8 protein-coding genes and 1 tRNA gene are annotated in these 14,036 nt (G+C 56.8%); 3 read left to right on the top strand and 6 right to left on the bottom strand.

Annotation, left to right across the window (positions count from 1 at the left end):
* Positions 1 to 482 precede the first annotated feature (482 nt).
* From ACR42D_RS01280 to ACR42D_RS01270, 3 genes are all read left to right on the top strand, one after another.
* Positions 483 to 1,079, top strand: coding sequence for a hypothetical protein (locus tag ACR42D_RS01280; protein WP_484565065.1), 597 nt, complete (start codon positions 483 to 485; stop codon positions 1,077 to 1,079).
* A 16-nt stretch (positions 1,080 to 1,095) separates the two neighbouring features.
* On the top strand, positions 1,096 to 1,512 hold the full coding sequence (locus ACR42D_RS01275; protein WP_484565064.1) for a secondary thiamine-phosphate synthase enzyme YjbQ: 417 nt from the start codon (positions 1,096 to 1,098) through the stop codon (positions 1,510 to 1,512).
* A 57-nt stretch (positions 1,513 to 1,569) separates the two neighbouring features.
* Positions 1,570 to 1,646, top strand: a tRNA-Arg gene (locus ACR42D_RS01270).
* A gap of 296 nt (positions 1,647 to 1,942) precedes the next feature.
* On the opposite strand, the gene ACR42D_RS01265 is transcribed toward ACR42D_RS01270, so the two are convergent.
* The 6 genes from ACR42D_RS01265 to ACR42D_RS01240 all read right to left on the bottom strand — a co-directional run bounded on the left by ACR42D_RS01265 (position 1,943) and on the right by ACR42D_RS01240 (position 14,002).
* Complete coding sequence (locus ACR42D_RS01265; protein ID WP_484565063.1) at positions 1,943 to 2,617, bottom strand: transposase; 675 nt, start codon at positions 2,615 to 2,617, stop codon at positions 1,943 to 1,945.
* A 171-nt stretch (positions 2,618 to 2,788) separates the two neighbouring features.
* Positions 2,789 to 3,184, bottom strand: coding sequence for a hypothetical protein (locus ACR42D_RS01260; RefSeq protein WP_484565062.1), 396 nt, complete (start codon positions 3,182 to 3,184; stop codon positions 2,789 to 2,791).
* A gap of 9 nt (positions 3,185 to 3,193) precedes the next feature.
* Positions 3,194 to 5,185, bottom strand: coding sequence for a hypothetical protein (locus ACR42D_RS01255; protein ID WP_484565061.1), 1,992 nt, complete (start codon positions 5,183 to 5,185; stop codon positions 3,194 to 3,196).
* 359 nt (positions 5,186 to 5,544) lie between these two features.
* The gene (locus ACR42D_RS01250; RefSeq protein ID WP_484565060.1) at positions 5,545 to 6,477 is read right to left on the bottom strand and encodes a hypothetical protein; all 933 of its coding nucleotides are present in this window, start codon (positions 6,475 to 6,477) and stop codon (positions 5,545 to 5,547) included.
* Between the two features lies 1 nt (position 6,478).
* A complete protein-coding gene (locus ACR42D_RS01245; protein ID WP_484565059.1) occupies positions 6,479 to 12,190 on the bottom strand; it encodes a two-partner secretion domain-containing protein in 5,712 nt (1,903 codons plus the stop codon).
* Between the two features lie 15 nt (positions 12,191 to 12,205).
* Positions 12,206 to 14,002 carry a ShlB/FhaC/HecB family hemolysin secretion/activation protein gene (locus ACR42D_RS01240; protein WP_484565058.1) on the bottom strand — a complete coding sequence of 599 codons (1,797 nt, stop codon included), beginning with the start codon at positions 14,000 to 14,002 and terminating at the stop codon, positions 12,206 to 12,208.
* Between the last annotated feature and the right edge of the window lie 34 nt (positions 14,003 to 14,036).

The raw sequence follows: 14,036 nt of genomic DNA, 5'->3' as shown, positions 1-14,036 counted from the left end.
GATTAAATGGTTCAGTGACCGAAACACCTCCTTGCCTTGGCGGCCGGACAACCCGTCCAGCCTTCAACAAAAAACATAAAACCCCCTTGGTACGGTTGGCCCACGCCGACATGGCGCGAACCCGGCGGGAGCCGCATCCGGGGGAGTGCATACCCCAGGGGCGTCCCGCGCGCCCGTCGCACTGGATCGGTCAATCCATTTGCGCCGGGCCAATTGAGCCGAGCTTGTATATGAATCGTCGGCGAATGCAAGTTTTTTCTGCGCCCGATCCCGGCCGGTCACGGTTTCCCGGGGCCAACCACAAGCTGCGCCCTTCTGTATACGCTCCAAGCGCCCCGTTGGTTGCAACGGAACGACGTTTTTGCGTCGATGCCCCGGCACGATTCGGTCGCCTAGACGCATGAGCACATAGACAGCATTGATGGACAGCAAATTAACATTTCTATAGCATCGCACCAAAAACCGGTAACCGGAGATGCCCTATGAAACGCTGTATCCATGCCCTGGTCCTTTTCTCCCTCCTGCTCCTGACGGGCTGCGCCTCGTCCCAGATGATGCAATTGCCCGAAGGCGTTGCGCCCTACACCGCTTCCCCTGACAAATCCACGGTGGTATTCATGCGGCCGTCCGCCTTCGGCGGGGCCGTCCAGTCCTATGCGGTCCAATACGACAACGAGACCCCGGAATTCATCGGCATCGTGTCCACCAACTACAAGATCGCCTTCCAGACCTCCCCCGGCGAGCATCTGTTCATGATCATGAGGGAGAACACCGACTACCTGAAGGCCGATCTGGCGGCCAACCACATCTACTACGTGATCGTCGAGCCCCACCTGGGATTCATGAAAACCAGATTCTCCCTCGAGCCCGTCACCGCGTCGCAGCTCGACACCCAGGATTTCAAGGATGACCTGGCCGAATGCTCCTTCGTGCAGAACACCCCGGAGTCGATGAAGTGGTTCGAGGACAACCGGGGAAAAATCATGGCGCGGTACCGGTCCAGCTATCAGGACTGGCTCGCCGACCCGGAAGACCAGAGCCACCTCTTGAAGGCGGACGGACGCGCCCTGTCCGGATAACAACCGCGAGAACGTCATGAAATCCTATCGCAAAGAACTCTTTTTCGAGGTCCCGACGCGCCGGGCGTTTGTGAACATCACCGAGGACGTGGAGGCGTGCCTGCGCGAGTCGGGCATCCGCGAGGGGCTGTGCCTGGTCAACGCCATGCACATCACCGCCTCGGTCTTTATCAACGACGACGAGTCCGGCCTGCACCACGACTACGAGGTATGGCTGGAGAAGCTGGCCCCGCACGAGCCGATCTCGCAGTACCGGCACAACGGGTACGAGGACAACGCGGACGCGCACATGAAGCGCCAGGTCATGGGCCGCGAGGTGGTCGTGGCCGTGACCGAGGGGAAACTGGACTTCGGCACCTGGGAGCGCATCTTCTACGGCGAGTTCGACGGCCGCCGCAGAAAACGGGTCCTGGTCAAGATCATCGGCGAATAACCCCCGCCGAATATCCTTGACCTCTGCCGCCCGCCTTGATTAATGAGACATCCACGCGCGCCAGTAGCTCAGGTGGATAGAGCATCGGCCTTCTAAGCCGACGGCCGTGGGTTCGAATCCTACCTGGCGCACCAAAAACATAAGGATTCAAGCCTACTGCTTGAATCCTTTTTCTTTGGCTTTCAGCCTTCCGTGTGCTTGCGCCAATTACTCGGCACTTCAGGCAAATACTTCCCGGGCGTACACAACCGAGATCTTCTCGCCCCCCGGGTATCAACTGCGCCATGGCGTAGTCGCAGCTGAGGCATTCCATGGCATAGGAATCGGAGCAGGTGACTATCACGGCCTCGTGTTTCGCGCACTATTCACGCACCAATTCAAAATAGACTTGGTAATCTTCCTCACAGAAGAAGGAATTCGGGGGAAAAAATTAGGGGGACACCTCCCTAATTCTCTTTCTTGGGCCAGGCTTTTTGGGTCTTACATCCTTCCCCAATATCGACTGCAATTTGTCGAAGAACGGATTGCCTCCCAGAGGACGGCCTGTACGCCCGTGTCCTCTTAACAAGTCACGGTCGCGATCACTGGTATCCTCTGCCAAAAAAACCTCCCAATCATCAACCAACGACAGTAATGGAGCCGTTTTCACAAGCACATCGTCCATACCTGTCAAATGCGCTCGGGCGCTGCTCCATCGATAGTCTGCGGCGTTTGGGACCATCCCCGCCCTAACCGGGTTTCGCTCTACATATCGGGCGGCGGCGATAAGATACTTTTCATCCATCGCAAAGGAGGAAAACCTCCCTTGCCACAGATGTCCCGTCCATTTTTCACGTTTATTGATTCGGCAAGTATAGCGTTTATGCGCTTCGCCAATAGCCAAACTCAGGCCCTGCTCGGTTTTCGGCGTGGCAATTAAATGGACATGATTTGTCATCAAGCAATATGCCCATATTTCGACTTCATGCTTGTCACACCAAAAGCGCATGCTCTCCAAATAATGGATGTAATCATCATCCTTGAAAAAAGTCGGAAGGCGTCGGTTCCCACGCTGAATAATGTGGTGGGGTTCTCCTGGAACTACTATCCGTGCAACTCTTGGCATGCCACTTCGTATCAACGCCACTTATTCAACGTCGGCAATTAGGGAGGCGTCCCCCTAATCCCCTATCCCCCTACCCCCCCCCTAATTCCACCAGATTAGAAGAACGGGCAGGATTCGACGATTCTATCCTTACTTAAAGGTTTGGGTATTGAGCGTGTGTCGCGTTGCTTGTTAATCTAGAGGCCTTCCTTCTCCCCAATATTTTTCGTACAAAGTATGCAAATCGTTTTCGTACTTGTGGCGCTCTGACCAGTAAACAGAGTCACTAGAATAGATGCTTTCATTGATTTTATAAATTGCATACCCTATATCAATTTTATTGATGCTAATTTTGCATGGGTATGGTTCTTCTAAAAATTTGATATATTGTTTTATCCCACAAAAAATTCCCCAGCACATCAAGCTGCCCCATTCCCCATGGACACATTCTTCATCTATATCCCAAAAAAGTTTATCCAGACACGGGCAGACAAATCTCCCATCATCAAACAATATGCAGTCTTTAATTACAATCTCTTTTGGCCATTGCTTTATCACATCTTCAAAAATTTGTGTCAGAAGCACCATAACACCTCTTTATTTATTAATAGTCAACACTGTTCCGTCGATATCAACAGTTATCTTCTTGCTAGGAGATGGCGTCTTACCCTTCTTTAGCCCCACTTTCCACTCTCCATTCTTGCCCTTATGGGTTGAAGTACTTTTTTCATAAATCGCGCCAGATTTTTTATGTTTCCATTTCCCTTTCCCTATTCTATCAAACAATTCCTCATCATTATCCGGCGTGGCGATCACATCCCCTTTCTTGGCTGTCAGAGGATTGTTGTGAGTTATCTCCTTGGCTTTGGCCCCAGGATTACCGTCCTGAGTAATAATACCACTGCCATCAACCTGCCCATTCTGATCTTCGGATATCGGGACGGAATCCGAACCTTCTCCGCTTACAGGAGTCGTGATTGGACCGGTGTTGACATCGGCATCACTATCCGAACCAGGTAAGGATGTATCAACACCGTCGGTTGGAGTGGAGGCTGGAATCCCTCCATTTTCCTCCTTATCCTGTTCGCTTAAGCTGCCGGGAGAATGTGTTGCCTCAACAATATGCCCGTCCTCATAGACCAAATCCTTTTGTCCGTAATTAAGATAACATATTTTCGAGTTGGGGTCATATGTTACTTCATAAACCTTATTTGAACCTTTTATCTTAACTCTGGTAGGTGTTCCTGTCGCTTCGTCATATTTCAAGACATCCATAGGGGTGTCCTCAAATACGCCATCTCCAAACTCTTTTGGGACACGGACAATGACCTGATTCGTCAATGAAGCATACAAATCAGATACGGCGGTCAACTTCTTGTTAATGCTTGGCGCCAAGGATTCAACGGTATTAGCAAGTCCATCTCCCAACTGCTTGGCCAGCTCTGGGTTCGTTTTATAAAGGATAGCAATCGTTGCGAGACAAGCTACGGCACCAATGACGAAAGTCGCATCATCGAACCCTGCGACTACATTTACATTGCCATTTCTGTTAGGAAGCATGACATAGTTGCGCCCACCAACACTTTTTATGGCAACCTTATTCGTTACGCTCTCATCCGCCCATTTCCCAACAGCCTGAAAGCTTTTTTCAATTTCAGCCAATGCCGCTGAATTCGAACACCCCTTTTTCCTTAAGTCGTTATAAACTTTCGCAACTCTATCACCAATTTCTCCACCAATCTCTTCGGCCAATCTATCTGAACCACAAATGTTCGACTTTTTTAGCTCCTCGGCAATCCCATTTTTCAACCAAGTCATTTCTGCAGGTGTCAGTTGATCCTTGCCTTTCAAGTCTGCAATAAGGTCTTTGATTGCAGTGGCCGTCTTCTTTGTATTCTCCTGAATCCCCTTGAACCCGCTCGCGACCTCATCAATGGCGCTCAAATCCACATACACCGTAACCGAGGTCTTCTCGTCCCTGGTGATCTCCTGCGCCTTGGCCAGATCGCGGTTCAGACCCTCCAGTCCGGCGTCGGGGTCGGAGCGGATGATGATTTCGCCTTCGCCGATGGTGGCGCGGTTGATCTGGCGGCGGTCGTGGGAGGAGGCGGAGCCGTCCAGGGTGCCCGAATAGGGGTTGCCCTGCTGCTTGACGTCCTTGTTGGCGTCGTTGGACGCGCCTTCCTGGGACGAGTCGGCGGAGGCCTGCGCGTTATCCGAGCCTTGGCGATTCGCGCTGTTTTTGGCGTTCTCCGCACTCTTGGAGACGGACAGGCTGGCCTGGTAGTTCGAGGCCTTGTCGTGGTCGTGGATATCGTTGTAGGTGAGCGTATCGGTATCGAGCTTCAGGTTGCCGTTTTCGGCGGCGATGACCGCGCCCTCCACGTGGGTGTTGTCCTCCACGCGGATGTCGACCTGCTCCTTGCCGATGATCGAGGTCTGGTTGTGCACCCAGGCCGAGGAGCCGGTGCCCTTGCCCATGCCGACGTTGGCGGAATCGCCCGTCGAGGCGGTCGGGTCCAGGCCCGGAGCCTGGGCCAGCTGGGCAATGTCTTCCTGGACGCTGCCGGTCTCCTTGTACTGGACCACCACGCCTTCGGCGGTGGTGATGGCTGGCTATGTCAAAGGGCAAAAGAAAGGCCCGGGCTAAGCCGGGCCAGTTCGCAACTTGCTACTCCTGCGCCTAGGGCAGGTCTCGGCTGAGGCCTTCCAAGCTGGCGTCGAGATCGTAGCGGGTGACTATCTAGACCGCGTGTTTCGCGCACCATTCACGCATCAACTCAATGTAGACTTGGTAATATCACTCACAGAAGAAAACTTGCTGTCTGCGGTTACCGCGTTGTGTAACATGGTGCGGATACCCCGGCGCCACGACTCTCGCTAATCTCGCCATAAGGCTCCTTTAGCTTAAAATAAGTATTGTGTCCCCAGCCCCTCCAGCTATTGGTCTATTCTTGATCTGAATTAAATTCCATATCAGTTTCCCCCCTGCTCTTTCGAGTTAGTCGGAAAATTCCTTTTTTCCCGCCTTTTTCACCGTGTATTTCCAATACAATAGGGAATTGAATCTCCTCGTCTTCATAGCTAGATGGTTGTCCTTCAGAAGGGATCTCAACAGGCCGCCAACCTTTATATTTACGCCACTTAACGGGGATGTTCCAAGTATAGGGATACAACAATCTGCGCAAACGGTGCTGGAGCTCTGGCGAACTCTCTGCAGTGAACACAGCCTCGGCCACCTTGATAACAACGACACCATCAGCTTCTTCCCAACTATCAATCCAGCCCTCGCTAAGCACTGATGCCTTGTTAGCACCTGATCGTTCCCAAAACTCGGGGCCTAACCACATGATATTACCTACAGCCTCAACAATCCCCATCCGGAGCGTTCGCCGTCCCGGATTCCCAGAGATGTCAATCAATAGACTTGGAGCGCTTGGTATTCTGGAAGAATTGGGAACTGTTGAAAGCTTTGACAGGTCATGTCCATGTCTTGTGCAATGCTCTATATCGGTACAATTTTGCCACACCGTATACTCACTGTCGCTAAGCCAGCCTTGCAAAAATATACTCTTATTTTTAAAGGCGTCCACCCATGCCACCCAAGGGACCTTCGGGACTGGCGACAATGATTTGATAGATACAAATTGATGTTTCCATGCCGTAACAGTCCCTGACTGAATTTCGTATTCGCCTGTTCTTGGGAAAATACCATGCCTTTTCACAAGGGAGGTAGCGCCTTGGAAAGCGTATGCTTTCCCGTATGCATGGAATTTGTCTGGCATCGCATTGTACCCACTCAACACGTCACAAACAATTCCCCAAACTTCAAGGTCGGTTAAGCTATTCGCCGCAACAACAATTTCCAATTCAATAGACATATTAGAATTCACTTATTTTCAAATTAACGCCATATTTGTCCGCTATGGCCTGCAGACCTCGCGCTGCCTCTACCCCTCCCGGTTGAACCCGAAGGTCTAACGTCATTTCCGCTGGGGAACCTCCAACTGTAGCTCCAGAGGTACCAAGTTCTTTTATGTGTTCTGACATCCTATTCAACCACGTACTTCCAGTTGTATCTACAGTTTTTAAGCTGATTAATTCATGTCCTTCATTAAAATCCACCAAAGGGAAAAAACCGTTATCTTCTGCACCAACATGATAAAAATCTTTGTACTCGGTTTTTGCTAAGTAATCTTCAATAACCGTACCTCGTTCGATAGGCGACTTTGCCCAAACATTCTCGGGAAAATCAACTGCGCCCTTCGCAGCCATCAACTTCTTAACGAGCTTTGACTTCTTAATGCTATCAGGTACGATCGCTTCTAAGGCTAAGGTCACTTTCTCTGCTTTTTTCAATTGCGCCAATGCCTTAACGGCTGGACCAGATAATGTTATAGAAGAAATGGTCCCACCTATCTTGAGCAAACCCTGTGTATCATGATCCAGAGAGTTCCAAGTTCCGCTAACCACCTTTCCGGTTTTCTCGTCAACCCATGTCACGGTCGCATCAATCGCACCGTCCAACTTAATGAGCATTTCCAAAGCTTGCTTTGTCGCCTCGGGGTTAAGGTCGTATGCCAATTGAACCCCTTTCGAAATCCCAGTCGTAATGGCTTCATCCAACCCTTGGCTTAGAGGATCTTCGCCATTTCCAATAATGGCAAAACCTTTAACGATATCCCCATCGCCGACAGATTCGGCGTAAAGCTTAGCTATCATATAATAAAAAGAGTTGTTCTCGGCGGCGTTGCCACCAGTCTCGGCCCCAGCGTCAACATCACCGCCTGCCGCAGCTGCAGCAAATCCTGCCAGAAGCCTTGAGATATTGACGCCACGCCCCTGCCAAGCAATCAAATCTTGGAAGGACATTTCTCCTGCATCATATTTCGCCAGGAGTTCGTTTGCTAAAGCCTCACCGGTAATCTCTCCCACGGCCCCACCGATCGCCCCGGAGACGCCGTCACCGCCCATAGCGAGGTCCATGGCCCCGCCCAGCGCCGCGTGGGCGATTTTGTGAGTCACATAGTCGATATCCCTGTTTCCATTCTCATCCGGCGCGTAGGCTTCTCCGATCTCATTCGCCAACTGCACCCCAAGCGCGGACACCGCCGCGCCACGCAGATTCATCACGAGATTCTCACCCAGGTCGCCGCCGTTGATGGCGGTGCCCACGCCGGTGTTGACGCCCGCCTGGATGGCGTTCTGCCTCAGCTTCTGGGCGAGGTCGGCAATGAACTTATCCATGCCGGTGGCACCCTTGGCGGCACCGTCACCGACAAATTCCTTCATGAAATCCGTGTCCGAGATGCCTTCCATCAGTCCGGCGGTGAGCATGGCCGTGGCCAAAGCGCGCACGGTGTCAATGGAGGCCAGGGCCTCGAGTGCGGCCCCGATGTCGCCGCCGTTGCCCACGACCTGCATGCCCGCCTGCATGACCAGGGAGTTGAAACCGGCCGCCACGGCGGCGGTCATGGCTGAATCACTCGCCATGCCGAGTACGCTGGTAGCGAATCCCTGGCCGCCCGGAGTGAACGACAACGCAACGGCCATGGCCAGGGACACAAGCTGCATGCCCGGCCCACCGATGCCGCTGTCGGTCTTCTTCCAGTGCTCGTGCACTTCCTGGACGGCTCGCCAGTCCACGTCGTCGCGATCGGCGATCTCGGCCATCCATTCCAGGCCCGGTGCCTGGGCCAGCTGGGCAATGTCCTCCTGGACGTTGCCGGTCTCCTTGTACTGGACCACCACGCCCTCGGCAGTGGTGATGGTCAGCCCCTTGGCTGCGTTTATCTTGGTGTGCTGGACGGTCTCGTCGTTGGTTCCCTCGTCCGAACTGGACCAGGAGAAGAAACCGGTGCCCGATTCAATCTTGCGCTCGTATTCACTGTCCTTGGCCACCAGCATGGCCACCTGGCCGTCGGTGCTGGTGATCTCGGTCTCGTCGCCGGACTTGATGGAAGCGGCCTGGAGGGTGATGTCCCCCTCCGCCTTGAGGGCTACTTTGCCGCCGCCTTCAATCTCGCTGCGGACGGTGGCAACACCATTGTGTTCGCCTAGTTCCATGGAGCCGGTGCCCATGAATCCTGAGTGGGTCGCCTCTTCTTTGCGGTAGTGCTTCTCCTGGGCCGAAACAACGAGTATCTCGTCGGCGGCCTTAAGGTCGACGTCGCCCTCCGCGCTCAGCTCGCTGCCGAGGACGGACAGATCGCCGTCCGCGTCGGCGGCACCGGCCTCCACGGAGAGGGAGCCGCCGGATTTGACGGCGGAGGACACCGAGGTCTGCGTGTTCGCGGCAATGGTAGTGGATTTCTTGCCGCCGAAGAAGCCGCCGGAGCCGCCCTGGTTGTGGGAATAGAAGTCGGTGCTGTCCGTGGCGGCGGTGATCGAGACGTTGCCGCCAGCCTTGAGGGCGGCGTCGCCGACGGATTCGAGTTCGCTGCCGTGGACGGCCACGTTCTCACCCGCTTCCAAGGTCAACGCGCCGCCCGCCTTGACGGAGCTGCCATGATTGTAGGTGGAATCGGTCCGGGTGTTGTAGTTGGAACCGCTCAGACGGTGCTTGAAGGTCGTCTCCATGGTCGAGACGGCCAGGTTGCCGTCCGCTTTGAGCGTGGCGTCGCCGCCCGCCTCCAGCTCGGTGCCGAGGACGCCGACGTCCTTCCCGGCCTCCACCGTGAGATCGCCGGTGGCCGAGATCTTCCCGGCCTTGGCTATCCGGGTGTAGCTGGAGCCCTTGCCCGAGAACCCGACGGTGTCGGCGGCCAGGACCACGTTGTTGTCCGCCTTGAGGGCAACGTCCGTCCCGCTGATGTCGCCACCGGTGTTGTATATGGAATCCGCCGCGGCGACGGTCACGCCCTGGCCCGCGAGCGTCCCCTTGTTGTTGAGGAAGTTGTCCGCGTTGATCGTCACCTGGCCGCGCGAAGCGATGAGACCCGCGTTGGCGGTATTGCCGGTGGTGTCCACCTGGACCTCTCCGGCCGCGATGACCGCGCCGCCCTGGGCGATCTTGTCCAGGCTGGCCGGGCAGAGATAGACCACGGGCACCAGCAGCTGTTCGCCGTCCACTTCCTGATACTCGAACCAGACGATGTCGCCGGTCAGGGCGGCCACCTGTTCAGCGGTCAGGGCGATGCCCACGGTGAGCCCGAGATCGGTATGGGCCTGGACCGCGTTATCCATCAACGCGAGGAACTGATCCGTGTCGGTGGTCCTCGCCGCCTCCAAAAAGCGCTGGCCGGTCAGCGCGAAAATCTGCTCGCGCACCAGCCGAGTCTCGTAGAACTTGTCGCCCAGCCGTTTGTAGGCCTCCTCGTTGGGGTTAAAGCCCATGTGCGCAAGGGCGTAGTCCGAGCCGTAAAATGTGTCGAGATTGGTCAGGGCCGGATTGGTCTCGATTCGGTAATTGTGCGCCGGATTCGTGTTCTCCTGGAACAGGCCGTTCTGGGGCAGGCCGTCGGTCAGGGCGGTCACGTCCGCGACCTTCTGCTGCTGCGTGGCCGGGTCGGGCGGGCTGTAGATGCCGTTGTGCTCGGTGACGCCGTTGGTCACCGAACCGGAAGAAATGAGCACGCGATTGCCCGCGTCGAGGGTGCCGTAGGCGTAGTCGATGGGCTTGAGCAGGACTTCGGTGCCGCTGCCGGTAAGGATGCGGTCGGGCGACTCGTGGTTGTGGAAAATGCCGCGCCCCCAGCCGACGGAGGTCCGTTCGTAGATGCCCTGTCCCACGTTGTCGAAGGAATCGGCGTTGATGACGATGTCGCCCGTGGCCGAGGATATCCGGCTGACCACGTTCCGCGCATCTCCAGCCTCGATGCGGATGTCGCCCTGGGCGGCGATGGTCGCGCCCTGGTCCTGACCCGTTGCGGAGTCCCGGGTGGTCACGGCCTGGAAGATGACACCGTCGGTCCTCCCCACGATCTTGCCGACGTAGAGACGGCCGGAGGCAGCCACCGCGCGCGCCGAGTCGAACGCCGGCATCTGATCCGCAGTCAGGTAGTTGGGATCGGCGGCGAGTTCGGCCTCCGTGGCCGCCACTGCGGCCTGCAACTCCTCGATGGAAAAGATGTCCCGCGATGTATCCAGCCCGACTACGGCCAGGGCGGCCTCGGCTATCCGGTTGGCATTATTGCGGACCGCCACGCGCGGGGCGCCGAAGAGATCGTTGAAGAGCCTGTAGCAGTTGTCACCCTCGTCGCCGTAGTGCCAGAAACCGCCCTCGGCATAGGACAACTCGGTGGCCCCGGGGGTCAGGGAAAAGAGGGAATTGTTGTTGGCAAAGGTGTCCGCCCGAAAAACCAGGCCGCCGTCCAGGGACTCGATGTTGCCGGAATCATTCTGCAGAGTGGCCATCCTGGTCCCACCGGCCGTCCCTTCCAACACCATGTCACCCCGGGAGAGGATAACCCCTTGGTTGTTGTGCAGGGTGTCGCTGACACGGAACAGGCCGCTGCCGCCGGAGTAGAGGGTACCGGTATTTTCGAGGAAGTCGGATTCAACCGAGAGGGTGTCGTCGGCCGCGATCAGGCCGCTGTTGGTCAGCGTTTCGGCGTGAACCTCCACGGCCCCGCCCTTGACCAGGGGGGTATCCGTATCCTCGACCTTGGCAACGGTGACGGTTTTGCCGGTCAGATCGGCCGTCCCCACCGCCTGGACCGTGCCGGAGACGGCCACTTCACCGTTCTCCGAGGTCAGGGCCAGATCGCCTGAGGAGGCGGTGTTCTTGACCTGGAGCTTCCCGTCCGCCGTCATGACGAGATTTTGGGTGGCCTGCACGATCCCCTGGGTGTTGACGCCCACCCCGGCCTCGGTGCCGACCAGTTCGATGCGCCCCGCGTACATGCCGCCCAGCGCCGTGGAATCGATGGAGACGACGGGAGCCGGAGAGCCGTCCGGGGCAAGGGGGACAACGGCCCCCGTTAGCGGATCGTACCGGTTTTGGCCGGTGACGACCTTCAGCCTGTTGGCATAGACATCCGCGTTGATGCTGGCGACCCGAGTGATCAGTTCAAACGCGTCGATATTGGTTGCGTTGACGCCGTTCCCTTCCACCAGGATGTCGCCGTCCCGCACATCGATGCCGAGAAAATTGTTGTTGTCGAACTGCGGCCTGCCTGTGGCCAGGGTCGCCTTGGGCGTATTGATGAATCCGCCGCCGTTGATGGAGATGCCGTTGGGGTTGGCCAGGATGAAATTCGCCCTGGAACCGAAGATTTCTATGTAGCCGCCGATGGACGTGCGCCCGGTCCCGGTCACTTCGGTGAGGATGGAGGACGCCGCGCGTCCCCCGAGGTTGGCATTGGGCGCCAGGGTTCCGCCAAGCTGCGACACGCCCGGAGCCGTCGCGTTGTTGAAGATAACGCCTTGGTGATCCACATTGAAGTCGCTGAATTTGTTGTGAGACAACCCGCCGCTGTTGGGAGCGGCGATGTTGACCACCGGAACGCCGTTCTGGGCAGCGTCCATGGTTGGCCGATTGCTCGCCTGGGCGGCCGCGTCCGGGGTGATGCCTCCGGCATGCACCATGGACGGCGGGCAGAGGATCAGGCCGACGAGGAAGGCGATGAGGATGTGCTTCATGGCGTTGTGCATCTGGAACTCCGGTCGCTAAAAGGAAAATTGGAAGGAAGTGTAGATTTCGAGGTTGTCGGTCTGGAGAAACGCGGGGGCGTCGAGGGGCCGGGATACGGCCATGTCCATGACCAGCCGGGCCCCGCTGGTGCGGACTCCGAGCACGGCCCCCTGAAGCAAGCCCTGTTCCTCCGCCTCTTTGGGATCTCGCCTGATTACGCCCGCGTCGTATCCGGCGTAAAAGGCCAGATCGCCCACCCAAGTCTTCCGCAAGGACGAACTCTGTGGACCGCTTGGCAGCAGCAGGGCCAATTCGTTGCGAACATATCCCCCGATGTCGCCGCTCAGGCTGTCTTCGTCAAAGCCGCGCACCGTGTACCGACTGCCGATGCTGATCCGCTCCGCACTGTACAGCGTGTGGGGCGACCACTGCCCGAAGGCGCGGGTGGACCAGGAGAAACGGGTTTCACCCAAATTGAAGGGACGGTAGTAGCTTGCCAGGAAGGTGACCTTGCTGAACTGGGACCGTGGGGTATCCGGCGAAGGGTTGCGGTCCCGCTTCGCGCCGAGGATGGGCACGCCCTGCGAAAATCCCGCCTGCGCCGAGGCCATGCCGCCGAGAAGGCGAGTGTAGTGGGCGAGGGAGACGGACAGCGCGGAGAGAACCTGACTGGTAGTGCTCAGCTTGTCCCCGGCAAAGTAGTTCTGGGTATCCCGGACCGTCAGCCCCATCCCAAGGGAGGTCTTGCTGTCCTGATCGCGAAACAACACCCTGTCCACGGTCAGCGAGGTCGTGGTGGTGTCGCCTGCCGAGCTGTAGGTCAGCCCGCCCCCCTTGATATCGGTACGATACTCGTAATAGCTGACTGAGCTCGAAAAGGTCCAATACCCATAAGGGACCGAATAAAAAAGGTTCCAGGTCGAGCTGCGCTGCCGCTCGTCGGAAAACAACTTTTCCGCGTCGCCATTCAGGTAGACGTTCAGCAGATCGTTGATGCCGAACAGATTGTCCTTGCCCAGGGAGAGGAGATATTGATTTCGGCCGGTGGATTCCTGGCCGGAGTTGTCCATGCCCGCGGAGATCCGCCACGTCTTGGAGCGGTTGTTTTCGACGGCGACCTTTGTGCCTCCGGGCTTGTTTCCCGGTAGCAGCTTCATGGTCGCGTTGTTGGAAGGGAGCCGGTTGAGCTGGTCCAGGCCCTGCTCGATGTCACGCAGGTTGAGCACCTCGCCCTCAAGCCCCGGCATGGCTCCTTTGAGTTCCCGAGGGTGCCCGTCCCCCTCCTTGAATTCGATTTTCTCGACTTTCCCCTCTACAACCTGAAGTCGCAGAATACCGCTGGAAAGATCTTGTTGGGGCACGGCCACGCGGGTCGTGACATAGCCTTTTTGGATATACAGATTGGTCACGTCACGGACCAGGTTGTTGATGTCCGTGATGGTCAGGCAGCGCCCCTGGTACTTGGCCTTAACCGGCGCTATCTCCCGCGCTCCGAGCAACGTCATGCCGGAGAATTCGATGGTCCGGACCTCGAAGCAGCTTTCCGGCTCTGTCTTTTCAGTGGGCTTTTGCGGCGGCAACTCCTGGCCCGAAGGGGCCTTTTCAAGCTCTTCGCGGTGTCTACGCTCCAATTCGAGACGCCGCTGCTCCTCCTGCTGCTGGAGTTGCTGTTGCTGCCGAATGGCTTCGTCGACGGGTGCCCCCATGACAAAGCCGGGCCTGGCCAGCATGACCAGGGCCAGAATGCATATCAAAAACAATGGCCGAGGACGGACAGCCCCCCACCATGCTTCCCCAATACCATGAGGAAGCGTCTCCCGCTTGATGGCCACAAAAACTCCCCCGCGACTTGCCCAAGGGCAAGTC

Source organism: Pseudodesulfovibrio sp. lm2024 (assembly GCF_051175575.1).
GTDB lineage: Bacteria > Desulfobacterota > Desulfovibrionia > Desulfovibrionales > Desulfovibrionaceae > Pseudodesulfovibrio > Pseudodesulfovibrio caledoniensis.
This window is presented reverse-complemented; position numbering and strand designations above follow the sequence as displayed.